An 18172-nucleotide genomic window follows, 5' to 3' on the forward strand; every position below is an offset into this window, starting at 1 on the left:
CGGGCCCCGCGGCCGTTCCTATTTGCCGGACGTCGCCGTGGGGGCCGTCGCGCAGCGAATGCCCAAAAATCCGCACCGGTAGGTCACCTGGAACCGGCCTGGCCGCTCCGCGCGGAACATGTTCGGAATACCGTCGCGCCAGCTCGCGCCGCGTCCCACGCGGTCTTTCGTCTTCGCGTCTTGCGCGCTCGTCGTCCATTCGAATACATTGCCCGCCATTCCGAGCAGACCGTCCTTGCTCGCGCCGGTGGGGTGCGCCGCGACCGGACACGTGCCTTTCAAGAGGCCCTCTTTCCCGCCGGACCAGCAGAGCTGATCCTTCGGCGCATCGTTGCCCCAGGGATAGACGCGCCCCTCCTCGCCGCCGCGCGCCGCCCACTCCCACTCCTCGTCGGAGGGCAGGCGTTTTCCTTGCGCCGTGCAATAATCGATCGCCTGCTGGAAATCGACGCAGACCATCGGATGGTCTTCCTTGCCCGCCTTCTTGTACGTCGCTTCGGGCGCGCAGGTCGCGAATGCGTCGTTGCATTTCTTCGACGCGACGCACGCCTCGTAGTCCTTCGCCGTGGCCTCCGTCTTGTCGAAGCAGAAATCGGCGATCTTCGCCTCGTTCTTCAAGAAGCCCATCTTGTAGGAGCCGCCCTTGACGAACGCCATGCCCTCGGGACACGGGCTCGGCGGCGGCTTCGGGGGCTCGGGCGGCTTGGCTTCGGCCGTCTTCGGGGGCTCGGGCGTCGCCGCGGCGGTGGGGGCGGGCGCGGGGTCGCTCGTCGGCGGGGGGGCGGCGTTGGCCGTCGTCTCGGCGGGTTTTGCTTCCGTCGTGCCCGCGCCCGGCTCCTTCACGGCGCCGCCCCCCTCCTGCGCGCCGCCCCCGCAGCCGAACCCGGCCGCGAGGCCAAAGCCGAGGAAAGCCGTGCCGAACGTGAGCCAACGAAGAGCCTTCATGGAAACATGCCTCCGACGATGAAAAAAAGGTTTGTCAGCGCAGCACCAGGGTCGGCGCCGGCTCCCCTTCGATCCAGTGCTCTTGCAGGACGAGCCCCGGCGAGACCATGGAGCCGCCGTAGGTCTCGCCGAACGAAAACAGCTCGAAGATCCGTCGATCGCCCGGCTTGATCGGGAACATCACCTGGCCCGACGGGGGCGCGGGCAGGCCCTCCTTGGGCTCGGGCATCCAGAGGGAGACGCCGCGGTTCGTGCCGCCGACGAGCGAGGCCGCCGTGGTCTGTGCGTCGCAATGGACCTTGAGCCAGCCGCGCGCCCGCCACGCCCGGCAATGCTCGGCGCGCGGGCCCTTGCGGGTGATCCGCACGCGCGTCGCGCTCTGCCATTCGGCCGGCGTGGGCGGCTTCGGCGTGCCCTCCTCGATCGGGATCGGCTCGAAATCGATCGGCTTTTCCTCCTCGGCCGCCGGCGCCGGTGGATCGGCCTTGGCGGCCGGCAAGAGCACGAGGAAGGTGAGGGCGGCGAGAATCCGGGCGCGGCTCATAAGGTCTTCAGGAAGGCGATGAGGGCCTCGCGGTCCTCGGCCGGGAGATGGCTCGTGTTCCCCATTCGATCGCCGTTCAGCTCGACGAGCTTTTCGAGCGTCGAGACGCGGCCGTCGTGGAAATAAGGCGCCCTTCCGGCGACGAACCGGAGCGAGGGTGTCTTGAACTCCTGCTTCGTCTCCTCGTCGAATCCGCTCACGGGCGGCAGGCGCTTCAGCGGATACGGTGTGCGATCCGTGTAATGCGAATCCGGCACGTGGCAGTGGGCGCATTTCGTGCCCTTGTTCAGGAAGAGCTCGCGCCCGCGTTTCTCCTTGTCGGTGAGCTCGCGGTTCTCCCGCGGCGGCGGGACGAGGCCCTCGCGCACGAACGCGGCCACGAGCGAGGCACGCCCCACCGCGGCGCCGCCGATGTTCTGCGGCATGCCGCCCCAGCGATGCAAGCCCATGCCGGCCGTGATGCGCGCGCCGAGGTCCGCGCTCTCGCCGTGCCAGCCATAAGGCCCCGCCGCGCTCACGAGGCCCGCGAGCATGGGGGTTCGTCGTGGAAATCCTTTGGCCTTGGCGAGGTCGGGGATGTTTTCGTAGGCGCCCACGAAGTTCGTGTGCAGCCCGTCGATCGTGTCGAACGTGGCCTCGTGCCAGACGTGCCCGTCGTCGCGCCCGTCGGGGTGGCAACCCGCGCAGCCGAGGCCGCCGCTCAGAATGGGATCCGTCGCGTTGTAGAAGAGTCGCCGCCCTTTTTGCGCCTCGGCCGAGAGCGTGTCGTCGGCGAGGTGAACGAGAGTTTGTCGATCCCGCACGATGGGATCCACGGGCGCCCGGGCGGTGAGGTCGAGCGCGACCACGTCGTATGTCGCGCGGCAGAACACGTACGCCGTGTCCTCGTCGGCCGAGAGCGCGATTCCCGCGGGCGCGCCGCATTCCCCGGCCGCGCCGTATCCCGGGTCGTATTTCTGGCCCACCTGGAAGATACGCACGATCGCGAGCGTCGGATCGAGCGCGACCGCGTCGAGCTCGGCGACCACGTCGTCGCCCTCGCCCGCGACGAGCAACGTGTCGGATTTCGCGCGGTAGACCATGGCGCGCGGCTGCGTGAACGGGCCCTTGTCGCGGCCCGGGATCGACACCGGCGTGTCCGCGGTCATCGTCAGGTCCGCGACCCGGCTCTTTTGCGAAGGCAAGCCGCCCACGTGTGTCGCGGCGAGCTGCTCGGGCGCCGTGCGGCCATTCTTTCCGGGCAGGAGCACGACGTCCACCGTCGGCTGCCCGAACCACGAGCGCCGCGCGAGCGCACCGACTGCGTGCCGCGCCACGAAGAGCCGCGCCTCGTCGGGCGAGGTCACGAGCGAATACCCGAGCGACGCGTGGAGCTTTTTGCCCGACGGCGCGCGTACGGGCGAGGGCATCACGCCGATCGTCTTCACGACCGGCGCGCCGGATTCTTCGCCGATGTGCGTCACGTCCGCGCCCACGAGGTGGCTCACGAGGATCTCGCCGCTCCCGAGCACCACGATGCCGCGCGGCTCACGGGCAACGTCCGCCGACCACACGACCTTTCCGGCCGCGAGATCGATTTTTGAAACGATGTGCGTCCACGCGCTCGTCACGAACGCGTGGCGCGCGTCCGCCGTCGCCGCGAGGCCCCACGCATCCGCGGGCAGAGACACGCGGCCCGCCTCGGCGAGCGCGCCGGACGCGTCGGGCTTGAGCACGAGGAGCAAGCCCGGATCACGAATCGTCACGAGCACCGCGCCGTCGAGCGGCAGGACCGCGGCCGGCGCGCCGGGGAGCGGCACCTCCGTCGCGGCCACGCCCGGCGCGAGCGGGAGCGGGATTCGGCGAAGGACCTTGTGATCCTCGTCCGCCACGAAGAGCGCATCGCCTTGGCGGCTCCGCGCGATCACGCTGCCTTGTCGTTCGGCCGGCGAAAGGGGCTTTGACGGCGTAGGCGCGGCGCTCGAAACGGGCGGCGCGACGGCTTGCGAGGCCGAAGGCGCGGGCGCGGAGGCGTCCGGCGTGTCCTTGGGCGACGAACAAGCGAGGGGCGAGGCGATCGCGATCGCGAGGGCGAAACGAAGGCGAGGGTTGGGTCCACCCACGAGGAAAAGCTTTATCGGAGCGCCGCGCGCGCGGCAAGAGGCGGCGCGATCGTGGTAGGGTCGCTCGCATGCACGCACGGGGTTTCGTGGTCGTGACGCTCCTCGGCCTCGCCGCCGCGTGTGGCGCGCGCAGCACGCTTTTCGCCCCGGAGGCCGAGCGGCGTGATCCGTTTTGCGGCGACGGGCTCGTCGATCCCGGGGAAGCCTGCGACGACCACAACGAAGTCGCCATCGACGCCTGTGCTCCCGGCTGCTCCCTCGCGCGCTGCGGCGACGGCATCGTATGGGCCTTCGTCGAGGCCTGCGACGACGGCAACCTCGTCTCCGGCGACGGCTGCACGGCGACGTGCGCGTTGCCGAGCTGTGGCAATGGGTTCGTCGAGGCGGGGGAGGTCTGCGACGATGGCAATGGCATCGACACGGACGATTGCCCGTCGCGGTGTTTGCCGGCGACGTGCGGCGACGGCTTCGTGCAGGCGGGCGTGGAGGCCTGCGACGCGGGCGCGGCGAACGCCGACCGTCCGGCTTTTTTGCTCCTGCAAGGCGCGCTCGTGCGCCCCGTCCTGCCCGTCACGCGGCCCATGCCGCTCGTCTCGTTCTACGACTACGGCTCGGCGAGCGCACACACGGGGTTCGAGGAGCTCGGGGCGAGCAAGCTTTTTTTGTACCGTGACGTCACGCCAAACGGTCTGCTCGGGCTCGTCGCGGTCCACGGGGTGGACAAGAACGCCGGCGGACAGATCCAGCCTCCCGGGCGTGTCGAGATGTCGTTTTTCGGCTTGCCGACGGGCGCGTTCGTCGCGGCCTCGGACGACACGAAGGGCGAATTCTCGTTGCTCGATCCGACGACGGCGCGGGGGGACTGGCAGTTCGACGGCAACACGGACGGCGGCGCGCTCTCGGGCCTGCTCTCGCCGGGCGCGTGGGTGATCGACGTCGTGCCGAGCTTCGTCCAGGGCATCGAGCGCTGGGAATGGGAGGACGGCAGCGGCGACGCGATCGTGCTCGATCGAACGGCCACGGCCCGGATTGTGGCGCTCGACGTGCCCTCGGCGTGCCGGCTCGATTGTACGATTCCAGTGTGCGGCGACGGAATCCTCGACGCGGGGGAGGTGTGCGACGACGGGAATGTCGTGAGCTTCGATGGCTGCGCGGCGGATTGCAGATCGACCGATTGAACGACAATCCACTCCGCCGGTGAACCGTGGGAGCAGCAACGTTCTGTTGGCAAATCCTTGACAGGGTCTGGAAAATTTGTCAATTGCGCTTGCCGTTCGGGCCCGCAGCGTGGCCGTTCGGATGACTTCTACCCTTCGAGGCAACTCATGAAGATGCAGAACGCAAAGATCCTGACCGGCGCCGTGCTTGCCGCCGCGGGGCTCGTTTCTTTCGCTTCGGGCTGCGAGCTCATCGCGAGCGTGGATCGCTCGCAGATCGACTTGACGGGCTCCGGGGGCTCGGGCGGCGGGACCGGCGGCATGGGCGGCGTCGGCGGCGGGACCGGCGGCATGGGCGGCGTCGGCGGCGGGACCGGCGGCATGGGCGGCGTTGGGGGTATGGGCGGCGGCGGCATGGGCGGCGTCGGTGGCATGGGCGGGACCGGCGGCATGGGCGGGACCGGCGGCATGGGCGGCGTCGGTGGCATGGGCGGCGCTGGTGGAATGGGCGGCGCTGGTGGAATGGGCGGCGCTGGTGGAATGGGCGGCGCTGGTGGAATGGGTGGCGCCGGTGGAATGGGCGGCGCTGGTGGAATGGGCGGCGCTGGTGGAATGGGCGGCGCTGGTGGAATGGGCGGCGCTGGTGGAATGGGCGGCGCTGGTGGAATGGGCGGCGCTGGTGGAATGGGCGGCGCTGGGGGTGGCAGCAGTGTTTGCGTCACGCCGGCCGACTGTCCGACCCCGCAGAACGAGTGCGAGCAGGCGACGTGCACGAATGGCATGTGCGGCGTCGAGGCCACGATGGCCGGCACGCCGACCGCGGCGCAAACGGTGGGCGACTGCAAGTCGCAAGTTTGCGACGGCCTCGGCGCCACGACGTTCGAGAACGACGACACGGACCTCCCGGACGACGGGAAGTCCTGCACGACGGACGCCTGCAGCAATGGTTCGCCCGAGTATACTCCCTTGACGGAAGGGACCGCGTGCATGGAGTCCGGCGGCAAGGTCTGCAGCGCCGCGGGCTCGTGCGTCGCGTGCAACGTCGACGGCGATTGCACGAACGGCGATACGTGCGTCGGAAACCAGTGCGTGGCGAGCGTCGTCAATGGCTGCACGCTGGCAGGCGCGGATGACCTCACCGCCGAGACGGCGACAACGGTGACGTTCAGCGGCCTGTCCTACAACCCGAAGTGCATCAAGGTGAAGGCGGGGACGGTCGTGACATTCTCGGGCAACTTCTCCAGCCATCCGCTGCAGGGCGGGTACATGGACGTCGCCAACATGCCCACGCCCGCCGCGAGCGGCCCGTTCGTCCCGGTGACGAACACGGGCACCTCGAAGGACTTCACGCTCTCGACGCCGGGCACGTATCCGTTCTACTGCGTGCCGCACGCGTCGCTCGGCATGAACGGCGCGGTGTTCGTCGTTCCGTGACAGCGAGATGACGGTGAAGTGCGGGCGCCCTCGTCCGAGGCGTGCCCGCCTTCGCGCGCCGTCGCCCAACTAGCCGGGCCGTGTTATCGTCCCCGGCAAAGTCATGGCAACCCCCGACGGAGCGCCAGCCTCGTTCTCGATCCACCCGGATCTCCTGCTTTCGGTCCTCGACGACGCGACCGCGCTGGTTGACGGCCGTGGCCGTGTTCGGCTCACGAACCCGCGTATGGACCGTCTCTTCGCCTCCGAGGAAGGCACGCGTCTCCTGCCGTTTTTCGAGCGCCAAGGCGCGTTCCGGCTCTTGCCGACGAGCGTGCTCGAAGGCGCGGCGCTCGCGGCCGCACGGGGGATCGAGGATGTGCTCGCAGGGGCGCGCGAGCGGCTCGAGCTCGACCTCGGGGCCCCGGGCAGCTCGCTCCTCGCGATTGCATGTGCCGTCGACGGCGGCCGGGGCGCGCTCGTGCGGGTGCGCCTGCGTACGGCCGAAGAGGAGCACCGCGCGCGTTGTGCCGAGGTGGTCGAGGCCATGCAGCTCGGGCTCTACGTCTACCGGCTGGAAGATTCACAAGGCGGCGAGGCGGGGCTGCGCTGCGTGTACGGCAATCCCGCCGCCGAGCAGCTCACGCAGCGGCCCACGGCGAAGTTCGTGGGCAAGCTGCTCGACGAGGTCTCCAGCGTCCCGCGGCAAAGGGGGCTCATCGATCGGTACGTCGAGGTGGTCCACGAGCAAAAAACCGTGGATATCGATTACATGACGACGGACACGAAGACGGGCAAGGACGCCGCTTGGGCGATCAAGGCCTTCCCGCTCTCCGGGCAATGCATTGGCTCGATTTTCGAGAACGTCACGAAACAACAGGAGATCGAGCAATCGCTCCGGAGCACGTCGCAGTTCCTCGATTCGATCCTCGACAACATCCCGATGATGATCTTCATCAAGGACGCGAAGGATCTCCGGTACATCCATATCAACAAGTACATGGAGGAGCAGTTCACGTCGCCGATCGGGAGCTGGCTCGGTCATACCGATTACGATATTTTCCCGACGGAGACCGCCGACGAGTTCGTCGCCGCGGACCGGACTGTCTTCGGGGGCCGAACCATCGTGGACATCCCCGAGGAGAGCGTCCCGACCTATGGCACGGGCGTGCGCATCTGCCATACCCGCAAGATCCCGCTCTACGATGAAGCGGGGGAGCCGCTCTTCCTCATTGGAATGAGCGAGGACATCACGGATCGGAAATCGGCCGAGGACGCGAAGCGGCGCGAGTTCGTGCTCCTGGAGACGCAGACGAAGCTGATGGAGCTCGTCCGGCAGCTCTCGACGCCGCTTTTGCCGCTGGCGAAAGGCGTGCTCGTGGCGCCGCTCGTGGGGCAAATGGACGAGGCGCGGGGGCAGCATTTCATGGAGGCGCTGCTCGCGGGCATTCAGCATCACCAGGCGGAGACGGTGCTCATCGACATCACGGGCGTGCCCTCGATCGACGCGTCCGTGGCCGAGCAGCTCCTCCGGGCCACGCGCGCGGCGGGCCTGCTCGGCACGGAGACCGCGCTCGTGGGGGTGTCGCCGGACGTGGCCCGCACGATCGTGGATCTCGGGGTCGATTTCGGCGCGCTCGTGACGTACGCGGACCTCCGGGCGGGCATGCGGGGGGCGGAGGAGGCGAGGCGCCGCCGGATCGCCGCGAGAGCAGGCAAGGGGCAGGGTCGACCGAGCCCGAGGACGTGACATGCCGAGCCCGACCCCGCTCACAGCGATTCTCGCGTCGACGTTGCCCGGGCCGGGCGTTCCGGACGAGCTCCACGTCGATGCATTTCGCCGCGCGGCGGATGTCTTGCTCCATCACGCGACGCTTTTCATCGCCGGCTCGCCGCATCGGCTCACCGAGATCGAGTTTTATTGGCACGGACCCGGGCATGAGGACCCATTCGCGCATCGGGATCCGAGCCAGGTCGATTCCGGGATCTGGTATTTTCATCGGCAGGGCGGGACGTACAAAGGCGGGACGTACAAAGGCGTCGACATCGCGATGGGGCGACGGCCCGATACCTATGTCGGCATTCTGCTTCGCAGCTTCGTCGACCTGACGAGCGGCACGTGGATCGAAGGGTCGTGCAAGTGTGTCGATCACGTGCTCTCGCGGACCGGCAAGGAGAGCGTCGCGGCGCTCGCGGGCTCGTTTGATGGGTCGATCGATCCGCGCGAAGGCTCGCCCTTGTTTCTCGCCCACGAGGATCCGCCGGGCGGCGCGGCAGAGGTCTTCGATTCGCCGCGGGTGGGTTTGACCTTGAAGAAGGGCGCGACGCCCGAGCGGCGAGCTTTCCTAGGGCGGCCGTATCGATTCACGACCGAGCCTGCGCAGACGGAAAAGGGGCGGCCTCACTTCGTCATTCGGCTGCATCAGAAGGGTTGGTCGAACAAGGCGATTGCCAAGCGCCTTGGCGTTGGGGCCGTCTTCGTCGGGCGGTGCGTGGCGGCGTACGAGGCGGGGAAGGGGAGAGACCCGGAGGAATATCGGGGAGATCTCTCCGTGGGGCAGCTCTGCGAGTTATGGGGCGCGCTTGCCTGATCAGCCCGACGCGGGGACCCACGTGCCGTGAAAGCCGAACGGGACGCGCTGGCGGGCGCGGACCACGGCGACAGGCTCGGCGTCGATGTGCGTCGCGTCGAGGATCAGGAGATCACTCGTGCCCTCGTCGGCGTGGTAGACCGTGGTGATCAGATACCCGTCGCCCTCCGGCGCTCGTTCGTCGCGCGGGAGGAACAAGGCCTCGTTCGTGTAGGTCGAGCGGCCGAGGTTGCGATATCGAACCTCGCCGGTCTCGAAATCGACGCGGCCGATCGCATTCATGATGCCCCGGCCGCACGTCGGGGCGAGGCGCGCCGCGACCCAGCCGTAACGATGGCGGCGCGTCGCGAACCGCGGGTCGACGACGGGGAACTCGCAGGGCGCGTCGTCGAACACCGTCTCGCTGATCCGGCCGGTGTCGAGGTCGAGCCGGAGCCGCACGAGCAGGCCCGGCGGATATTCCTCGATGCGCGGGTTCAAGGTCTCGCCGCCCGGATCGAAGAGCGGCAAGCGCGGATAACGGACGATGTCGAGGACGACCGTATTGCCGTCGTCGAACGCATTCATCGGATGGAAGACGTAACAGGGCGGGATGTCGTACCAGCGCACGGGCGCCGTGGGGTCGTCCCGTAAAACCACGCCGATCCGCGCGCCGCGCGAGGGCTGCCAGCGGACCGTGTTCGGGCTCTTCATGTCGTCGACGCGGAACACGGCCGGCAAGTGATAAAAGACGGCGCGGGTCTCGGTGACGCTGAAATCGTGCATCATCGAGGGGAACGGCGCCTCGATGTCCCGCGAGAGGCGCGGCGAGCCGTCCTTGCCGAACACGTGATACGTGAGCCCGCCGCGGCCGCCCCAGTAGCCGAACGTGTAAATCGTCTCCGTGCCCGGCTCGATTTTGGGGTGCGCGACCATGCCGCCCTTGCCGGGTTGCACGACGCCGCCGAAATCGAAGCGGCCCGTCGTCGCCAGCGTGACCGGGTCGATCTCGTGCGCAGCCGAGCCCTCGACGAGCGTGAGCAGCCGGCCCGCCATGTTCTGGATGCTCGTGTTGCTGCGGTCGACGGCGCGCAAGATGCGTTCGAATTGCTCGTGGCTCGGCCCTTTTCCGAGGAGCGCCTGCGCCTGGAGGGTGATGAGCTCCTGCCCGGAGAAGCCGAGCGCGAGCCAGCCCTCGATCGTCGTGGAGAGGGCGAGGTCGCGGATCCCGCCGTACAGCGCGTGCCCCGCGCGCTCTTCGAGGGCGAGTTTTTCCGTGCGGACCCAGCGATTCTTGTGGGAGACGCGGCCGTCCTCGAGCGCGAAGGCGTCGATCATGCCGTCGCCGTCGAACCAATGGTAAAGATCCGAGTTCGGCGGCTCGAACCGGGGGCCGGGGCTCATGCGATAGAGCGTGCCGCGCAGCGCGCGCGGGACCTCGCCCTTCAGGACCTCGAGCGACGGCGCATCACTCTCCCGGCCCACGGGCGCGAAATTGCCTTCGAGGTAGGGGTTTGGCCGGAACGAACGGGGCCTCGGCCTCTTCTTGTCGAGCGCGAGGAGAAGGTCTTCGACGAGGCCCATGGCGACGATCCTTTCGAGGCTCAGACTTTGGCTTCTTGCGCCGTCCCGTTGACCTCACCCGCCTGCACGGGGGACGCGTCCTCGATGGCGCCGAGGAGCCACCGCTCGATCGCGGCGCGCTCGGTCGAGGAGAGGTTCAGCTCGGCGTCCTCGCACATCGCGAGCACGTTGCGCTGGAACGCCTCGGCGAGCAGGCGCGCGCCCCAGGGCTTCGGCGCCTCGTGCAGCGGCAGCCCACCGTACATGATGCCACGCAGGACGAACGTCACCGCCGATCGCGACACCGAATGGCCCTCCGTGAGGAGCGCGTCCCGAACCGATTTCGAGGTCGACGTGACCTGGAAGGCGTTGCGGCCGAGGATGTCCGCGATCGTCAGGAAGAGCAGGCCGAACTCCGGCGGCCGGAGGACGGGCACGCCCGTGATCTCGTGGACGCGCCGGAGCACGCCGAACTCGTCCCGCGAGGGCGGCGGCCAGTCTTCGCTCTCGGCCTCCGGAGGCTCGTGCCGGGTGGGATCGTAGAGGTGGCCCGGGCTCGCCGTGTGCACGACGAACCCGGGATCACTCGCGTGGAGGAGCAGATCCTTGAAGCTCCCGGTCCCGGCCCAGCGGCTGTCGACGACCACGTTGCCGAGCCGCCGGATGACCTCCTGCGAGGCCGACGCCATGGTGACGGGGCGCGGCGAGCTCGACACGTAATCGCGCAGGACGCGGACGATCTCGGCGCGCAGATCCGAGGGACGCGCGAGGGTGTCGGGCGAGGGTTCGATCGCGGTCGCGAGGTGGATGCTCGGGTTCGGCGCCGAGGGGATCGGCAGGCTCGGCGCCGGGCTCGACATCGGCATCGGTACCGGCGGCGGCGGCGGGACGAGCGCTTGCGTGGACAACGTGGGCGTGGGGAGCGAGAGCGCGGCCGCGGCCGAGGCGTCGCTCGTGACGCGCCAGCTCTCGGCCTCGTCCTCGATGATGCGCAGGCGGCCGTCGCGCCGGCAGAGCTCTTCCGTCAGGGCGCGCAGGCTCTTGAAGCCGAGCCAGTCGTTCGCGGAGGAGAACTCCTGGAAGCGACGATAGACGCGCGGCAGGTTCGCGGCGGGCAAGCTCCCGGCCGCGCGCGCGGCGCCCACGACCGCCGCGGCCATCTGCGCGAGCAGCTCCGCGCCCGCGTCGCCCGCGGGGAGCGAGGCCGGCGGAGGCGCGATGGAGGCCAAGGGGAACATCGAGAACCGCTCGCGCAGCGGCGAGGCCGCCGGCGGTTCGTAGCCCTCGCTCTCGCCCGGGACGCGCAGCGTGTCCTCGATGAAGCGGTCCTCGGTGATGAGCCGATCACACGCGGCCGTGTAGGCCGAGGCCGCGTACCCGACGGCCACGACCACGGTCCGCCGGTCGTGCGCGCGGAGCCGCAGCAAGACGGGCGTGAAGTCGGCGTCGCCCGACATGATCACGAACTTGTCGAAGCGCGTCGGGTGGCCGAGCGTGTCGAGGATGTCCATGACCATGCGGATGTCGGAGCTCGTCTTGCCCAGCGACGTGAGCGGCGGACAATCGACGACCTCGAACGCGGCGCGGGTGAAGTACGGCCGGTACTTGTGGAACGTCTTCGGGTTCAGGTAGCACTTGCGGACGAGGACGGAGAGGGGCGTCGGGCCCGACTCGGTGCTCTGCGCCTTGGCGATGAGGCCTCGCTCCATCCACGCGAGCCAGCGCGTCGGCTCGGTGGCGAAGACCTCTGCGGCTTCCGGATCGACCCGATGGAGCCCGAGGTAAATGTTGTCGAAATCGACGAAAAGCGCGGTCCTGATCCGCTCGGCTTGAGGCATGGAGTTCCCCCCGACGATCCGGGACGACGAGCCTAGGCTGGGGTGGTGAGGTTGGTCAAGCGAACCCCGATGCGGATCTCGGGCATCACCGGAGCCTGGAAGGAGGAGCGCCAGAGATTTGGCCTTCACGCCCGTGCGTCGCAGTGCCATTTCTCCCGGGATGCGACGACGGTTTGCCTTCCTGGTGCTTTCTTCATCGGCCGCGGCGCTGCTCGCGGCGCTGGGCCAAGGGTGCGGTGATGGCGGGTCGTCTTCGGGGGGCGCGGGCGCAGGGGGTTCGGGCAGCACGACCGGCACCGGCGGCATGGGCGGATCGTCGTCGTCGGGGACGGGCGGCGACGACACGCTCTTCGACGCGGGGAGCTGTCCGACCGGCGAGGCGTGTGACGGCGGCGTCTGCGCGGGCGGCGTGTGCTGCGCGGTGGACCTCGCGTGCGGCGAGGCGTGTTGCGGCGGCGGCCAGGTCTGCTCGTTCCAGAAGTGCGTGACGCCGGGGGCGAGCTGCGCCGAGTCGGGCGACTGCGCGGCGGGCGAGTATTGCGAGTTCTCGCTCGGCGATCCGCAGGGCACGGACGGCGGCGTGGACGCGGGGTGCATAGGCGGGGCGCAGGTGCCCTCGGGCAAATGCCTGCCGAAGCCGCCGACGTGCGCGCCCGGCATGCCCGCGCCGAACCCGGGCGATCCGCTCACGTGTCTCGAGTCCTGCCAATACAAGCCCGCGGCGTCCTCGTTTGCGCCCGAGCTCAAGTTCGCCTGGGGTGGGCAGCTCGTGGCGCCGTTCGCGACCGACGTGATGATGTCGCCGATCGTGATCGAGCTCGACGACGACGACTGCGACGGGAAGATCACGGCGAAGGACATCCCGGAGATCGTGTTCGCGACCTTCACGGGCGGCGCCTACCAGAGCTCCGGGATCCTGCACGCGATCAGCGTCGTGGGCGGGCAGGTCGTGGAGAAGTGGGCCGCGCCGGGCATTCACCCGACGAAGCAACTCGCGGCCGGCAACATCGACGGCGCGGCGGGGAACGAGGTCGTCGCGTGCGCCGAGGGCGCGGACGCAGGCGTGCGCGCGCTGAAGGGCGACGGGAGCCTGCTCTGGGCGACGCCGCCGATGCGCTGCTTCATGCCCACGGTCGCGGATCTCGACGGCGACGGGGCGGTGGAGGTCGTGGTCGAGGGCGGCATCCTCGACGGCGTGACGGGCGCGGTGAAGGCCTCGTTCTCGACGGTGCTTTCGAGCTCGTTCGTCGTCAGCGACGTGACCGGCGACGGCGTGCTCGACATCGTGACGGGCAGCCAGGTCTTCGACGCGGCCGGCATGCTCTTGCTCGACACGGCCACGGCGAACCAGAGCAACTTCTACGCGACGCAGGACTGGAAGAGCCCCTGGCCGGCGGTCGGTGATTTCGACGCCGACGGCAAGCCCGAGGTGGTCGTCGTGGACAACCTGAACCACGCGCTCGTCGTGTGGCGGTACGACGCGGCGGCGCCGGGCAAATTCGTGATCGTGCGTCCCGCGCTCGACATCAACGGTCCGCTCAGCCCCTCGCTTTGCCCTGCGGGGAGCTGGGGCAACACGCACGGCGGCGGCCCGCCCACGATCGCCGATTTCAATGGAGATGGGACGCCCGACGTGGCGATGGCCGGCGGCGTGGGGTATGCGGTGCTCGACGGCAAGAAGCTCGTCGACGCGGCCGTGCCGGGGAACGAGGCGTTCTTGTGGATCAAGCAGACGTCGGATTGCTCGAGCGCCTCGACGGGCAGCACCGTCTTCGATTTCGACGGCGACGGCAAGGCGGAGGTCGTGTATTCGGATCAGCAGCGGCTGCGCGTCTACGAGGGGCCGACGGGGAACGTCTTGTGGGAGCGGTGCAACACGACCGCGACCTTGATCGAAAACCCGGTCGTCGCGGACGTGGACAACGACGGGCACGCCGACATCGTGGCCGTGTCGAATGCCTATGGGCAGGCGAGCGCGAGCCTGCAATGCGACGACGGCGTGAGCATCGCGCAGTCGGGCGTGCGGATCTTCGGCGACACCTCGGGCAAGTGGGTGCGCACGCGGCGGGTGTGGAACGAGCACGCCTACCACATCACGAACGTCGAGGAAGACGGGACGATCCCGGCGAAGGAGCTTTCGAACTACCTCCAACCCGGCCTCAACAATTTCCGGCAAAACAAGCAGCCGGGCAGCGAGTTCGCCGCGCCGGACGCCGTCGTCTCGCTCGCGCCCGTTTGCTTTGGTCCTTACGGGCTCGTGGCCGTCGTGCGCAACGTGGGCGAGGCGTCCTTGCCCGCGGGCGTGGTCGTCGGGTTTTACAAGGGAAACCACCCCAATGGGGAGCTCCTCGGGCAGGGGACGACCTCGAAGGTGCTCTATCCGGCGGAGTCCGAGTCGGTCCTGCTCCCGCTCGCCGGGGCGCCCGGCGACGTCGTGAATGGGACCGCGCCGATTTACGCGGTCGTCGACGACACCAGCGTGCCGCACCCGGCCTGGACCGAGTGCCGCACCGACAACAACGTCTCGGCGTCGGCGAGCGGCGCCTGCAATTCACCGAAGTAATCATCCATCGGCGGCGGCCGCGACCGCGTCGAGCAGACCCAGGACCTCGTCGGGGTGGGCCGGCTTCACGAGGTGCCCCGTGAAGCCGGCTGCCGCGGCCAGCCGGCGGTCCGACTCCTGGCCATACCCGGTCAATGCGACGAGCTCGGCCGGGCCATGCCCCGAGGCGCGCAGGCGCCGGGCGACCTCGTATCCATCCATGCCGGGCAATCCGATGTCGAGGAACACGACCTCGGGGTGCTGCTCCTCCGCTTCCGCGAGCGCGCCAAGCCCGTCGTGGACGACCCGCACGTCGTGCCCGTGCTCGCGCACGAGCTCGGCGATCATCGCCGCGGCGTCGACGTTGTCATCCACCACGAGGACACGGAGCCGCCGGCCTGCAGGGGAAAGGTTTGTCGCGTCCGTTCTTGCCGGGGCCGCTCGCTCGGTCGTAATGCACGCCGGCTCTTCCGGCGCGAGGGGCAACCACACGAAGAACGTGCTTCCCTGGCCGAGACCCGGGCTCTGCGCCTCCACCGTCCCGCCGTGCATCTCGACCAGGTGCCGCACGATGGAGAGCCCGATCCCGAGCCCACCCTGGGCCCGATCGAGCGTACGCTCCGCTTGCTCGAAGATGTGCCACACCCGGTCGAGCATGTGCGGCGCGATCCCCACGCCGTCGTCGTGCACATAGAGCTCCACCTGCGCCCCGACCCGCGTGGCGTGCAGGGTGATGTGCCCGCCCGGATCGGTGTATTTCGCCGCGTTCGTGAGCAAATTGACGAGGATCTGCTCCAGGCGAACGGCATCCGCGAAGACGGTCACGGGCGCGGCTGGAAGCTCGACCGTGAGCGTGTGGTGCCGTCCCTCGATGAGCCCGCGCGTCGCGTCGACGGCGCGCGTGACCACGGTGGCGATGTCGAGCCGCTCCTTGCGCAGCTCGATCTTGCCTCGGGTCAGGCGCGAGACGTCGAGCAGGTCGTCGACGAGGCGCGCGAGGTTGTCGGTCTGGCGCTCCAGGATTTGAAGGTGCCGATCCGTCGCCGCGTTCGCCTGCCGCGCCCGGATGATGTGCAGCGCCATCCGCATCGGCGCGAGGGGGTTTCGGAGCTCGTGCGCGAGCATGGCCAGAAATTCGTCTTTGCGGCGGTCCGCCTCGGCTTGCATCTGTTCGGCCAGCTTGCGCTCGGTGATGTCCGTGCACGAGCCGATGTGGCCGAGGTAGCCCCGGTCCTCGCCGCGCCGCGGGACGCCGTAATCGAGGAACCACCGATACGAGCCGTCCACGATTCGCAGGCGATACTCGAAGTTGAAGGGCTCGTGGCGGGCCACGGCAGCCCGGAAGACCTGCCCGATGCGCGGGCGATCTTCGGGGTGAATCGGATCGAGCCAGCCCACGCCATGCGCGTCTTCCGGCGATTGCCCCGTGATCCGCTCCCAGGTCGCGTTGATGTAATGACACGATCCGGTCGCGTCGGTCAGCCAGATGATTACCGGCGCATTGTCGGCGAGCGTGCGGAAGCGTTTCTCGCTCTCGCGCAGGCGCTCGGTCTCCTGCGCCACCTGCCGGCGCAGCCGCGACAGCTCGATCCGCGCGTCGACCCGCGCCAGCAATTCCCGTGGCGAGAAGGGTTTGACCAGGTAATCGTCGGCGCCGAACTCGGCTCCTTCCACCCGCGCCGACTCGCTCGCGCGCGCCGAGAGCATCACCACGGGTACGGTCTGCGTGCGCGGATCGGCGCGTAACGCGCGGACCAGGGCGAAGCCGTCCATGCCCGGCATCATCACGTCCGTGAGGATCAGATCGGGCACACGGGCGCAGGCGCGGGCGAGCGCTTCGATCCCGTCGCCGACCACCTCGACGTCGTGGTGGTGTTCGAGCAGGCGGCTGATGTAGCGCTGCATGTCGGCGTTGTCCTCGGCGAGCAGGATGTGGGCGCGGATGCTCGCGGGCGGCGGGCGCGAGGGCGGCGGGCGCTCGGTCTCGACGCGCGCGGGCGCATCGATCCAGTGCGCCGCTTCCTCCACGAACGCGACGGCGTTCGTCGCCGAGAGCCCGAGCTCGCGCTCGACGCCAATGCGCTCGGCGGGCAGGTGCGCCGCGCCGACCGGAAGGCTGACCGTGAATGTGCTGCCCTGCCCGACCGTGCTCTTGACGGAGACCGTGCCTTTGTGAAACCCCACGAGCTCGCGGACGAGCGCGAGGCCGATGCCGGAGCCTTCGAAGGTGCGTCCGCGCGCGCGCTGCACACGATGAAACCGCTCGAAGAGCCGCGGCAGCTCCTCCTCGGCGATGCCCGTGCCGGTGTCGCGGACCGAGAGCTTCACGCAATCGCCCGCCCAGCGCAGCGAGACCTCGATCGCCCCCTCGAACGTGAATTTGAAGGCGTTCGAGATCAGGTTGAGGACGATCTTCTCCCACATCTCGCGGTCGACGTAGACCGGCTCCGGGAGCGGCGGGCAATCGACGTCGTACACGAGCCCCGCGCGCTCGACGACCGAGCGGAACGTATTCGCGAGCTCCGCGGTGAGGACCGCAAGATCGGTCGGCTCGTAGGCCACCTGCAGGCGCGCCGCCTCGATCCGGGAGAAATCGAGCAATGTATTGACGAGCTTGAGCAGGCGCCGCGCATTGCGCCGAACGACCTCGATTTCGCGTCGCTGCTCGTCGGGCAGCGAGCCGTGCCCGCCGTGGAGGAGCTCCTCTACCGGGCCGAGCATCAGCGTGAGCGGCGTGCGGAACTCGTGGCTCACGTTGGAGAAGAAGCGGGTCTTGAGCTCGTCCAATCGGTTGAGTTTTTCGTTCGCGACACGTAGCTGCTCGTTTGCCTGCTGGATCTCCTGCGCGCGGTGGTAGAGTTCCGACTCCATCCGGTCCGCGCGCGTCCGCTCCTCCTCCACGATCCGGCTCTGCTCGCCGCCGAGCTTCTTCAGGAGCATGAACTCGGTCACGTCCTCACCGCGGTGCACGACGTGCGTCACGTTTCCCTTCTCGTCGAAGACCGGGGTATTCGTCGGGCTGTAATACCGCTCCGTGAAGCCCCCGCCCTCCGACGCTGGCCGGCGTATGTCGTACTTCTGCACGGCCATCGTCTCGGGGACCCCCATCGCGAAGACGCGCTCGAGCGAGGCGCGGAGATTGCGTGAGCCCGTGGCGTTCGGATCGTCCGGGTTATCGGGAAAGACGTCGAACAGGTTGCGGCCGAGGATCGCCTCGCGCGAGACCAGCCTCGTGCGCAGGAAAGCGTCGCTCGCGGCGACGAGGGTGAAGCTCGGGTCGACCACGAGGTAACACTCGGGCGCGGACTCGAAGAGCGCACGAAAATCGGGCTCGCCCGTTCGGGAGCCCGTTTCCACGGAGGCCCTCCCGCCCCTCCCTTCGGCGCCCGCTCGCGGGGGCTGCCGTCGCTCCTGGTGCTTGGATCGCGCGAACATGGTGCAGTTTCGCGACGCTCGTGATTCGTCGCTCGGCGGCCCCGTGCGCGTCGGGTACGAACA

11 protein-coding genes are annotated in these 18172 nt (G+C 69.0%); 5 read left to right on the forward strand and 6 right to left on the reverse strand.

Annotated features, from left to right (window positions below):
- Positions 1 to 18: 18 nt before the first annotated feature.
- The 3 genes from QHF89_RS00725 to QHF89_RS00735 are packed head-to-tail and all read right to left on the reverse strand — an operon-like array spanning position 19 to position 3591.
- Positions 19 to 945 (reverse strand): formylglycine-generating enzyme family protein, encoded by a 927-nt coding sequence (locus QHF89_RS00725; protein ID WP_136965173.1) that lies wholly within the window; start codon positions 943 to 945, stop codon positions 19 to 21.
- A 34-nt stretch (positions 946 to 979) separates the two neighbouring features.
- Positions 980 to 1489 carry a hypothetical protein gene (locus tag QHF89_RS00730; RefSeq protein ID WP_136965174.1) on the reverse strand — a complete coding sequence of 170 codons (510 nt, stop codon included), beginning with the start codon at positions 1487 to 1489 and terminating at the stop codon, positions 980 to 982.
- Positions 1486 to 3591, reverse strand: coding sequence for a hypothetical protein (locus QHF89_RS00735; RefSeq protein WP_284719873.1), 2106 nt, complete (start codon positions 3589 to 3591; stop codon positions 1486 to 1488). The genes QHF89_RS00730 and QHF89_RS00735 overlap by 4 nt, the downstream gene beginning before the upstream one ends.
- Positions 3592 to 3659: 68 nt before the next feature.
- Between QHF89_RS00735 and QHF89_RS00740 the strand changes: the two genes are divergently transcribed.
- The 4 genes from QHF89_RS00740 to QHF89_RS00755 all read left to right on the forward strand — a co-directional run bounded on the left by QHF89_RS00740 (position 3660) and on the right by QHF89_RS00755 (position 8752).
- Positions 3660 to 4769, forward strand: a complete 1110-nt coding sequence (locus QHF89_RS00740) for a DUF4215 domain-containing protein (protein WP_284719874.1) — start codon at positions 3660 to 3662, stop codon at positions 4767 to 4769.
- A 147-nt stretch (positions 4770 to 4916) separates the two neighbouring features.
- Complete coding sequence (locus QHF89_RS00745; RefSeq protein WP_136965177.1) at positions 4917 to 6182, forward strand: plastocyanin/azurin family copper-binding protein; 1266 nt, start codon at positions 4917 to 4919, stop codon at positions 6180 to 6182.
- A gap of 103 nt (positions 6183 to 6285) precedes the next feature.
- A complete protein-coding gene (locus tag QHF89_RS00750) occupies positions 6286 to 7911 on the forward strand; it encodes a PAS domain-containing protein (protein ID WP_136965178.1) in 1626 nt (541 codons plus the stop codon).
- Between the two features lies 1 nt (position 7912).
- Positions 7913 to 8752: a hypothetical protein gene (locus QHF89_RS00755; RefSeq protein ID WP_136965179.1), complete on the forward strand. Its 840-nt coding sequence runs from the start codon at positions 7913 to 7915 to the stop codon at positions 8750 to 8752.
- On the opposite strand, the gene QHF89_RS00760 is transcribed toward QHF89_RS00755, so the two are convergent.
- Positions 8753 to 10315: a carotenoid oxygenase family protein gene (locus QHF89_RS00760; RefSeq protein ID WP_136965180.1), complete on the reverse strand. Its 1563-nt coding sequence runs from the start codon at positions 10313 to 10315 to the stop codon at positions 8753 to 8755.
- 20 nt (positions 10316 to 10335) lie between these two features.
- On the reverse strand, positions 10336 to 12132 hold the full coding sequence (locus QHF89_RS00765; RefSeq protein ID WP_284719875.1) for an NYN domain-containing protein: 1797 nt from the start codon (positions 12130 to 12132) through the stop codon (positions 10336 to 10338).
- 160 nt (positions 12133 to 12292) lie between these two features.
- Here QHF89_RS00765 and QHF89_RS00770 point away from each other — a divergent pair, with 160 nt between their 5' ends.
- Positions 12293 to 14695, forward strand: a complete 2403-nt coding sequence (locus QHF89_RS00770; RefSeq protein ID WP_284719876.1) for an FG-GAP repeat domain-containing protein — start codon at positions 12293 to 12295, stop codon at positions 14693 to 14695.
- On the opposite strand, the gene QHF89_RS00775 is transcribed toward QHF89_RS00770, so the two are convergent.
- Positions 14696 to 18031, reverse strand: a complete 3336-nt coding sequence (locus tag QHF89_RS00775) for an ATP-binding protein (RefSeq protein ID WP_284719877.1) — start codon at positions 18029 to 18031, stop codon at positions 14696 to 14698.
- Positions 18032 to 18172: the final 141 nt, after the last annotated feature.

It is taken from the genome of Polyangium sorediatum, assembly GCF_029946465.1.
GTDB lineage: Bacteria > Myxococcota_A > Polyangia > Polyangiales > Polyangiaceae > Polyangium > Polyangium fumosum.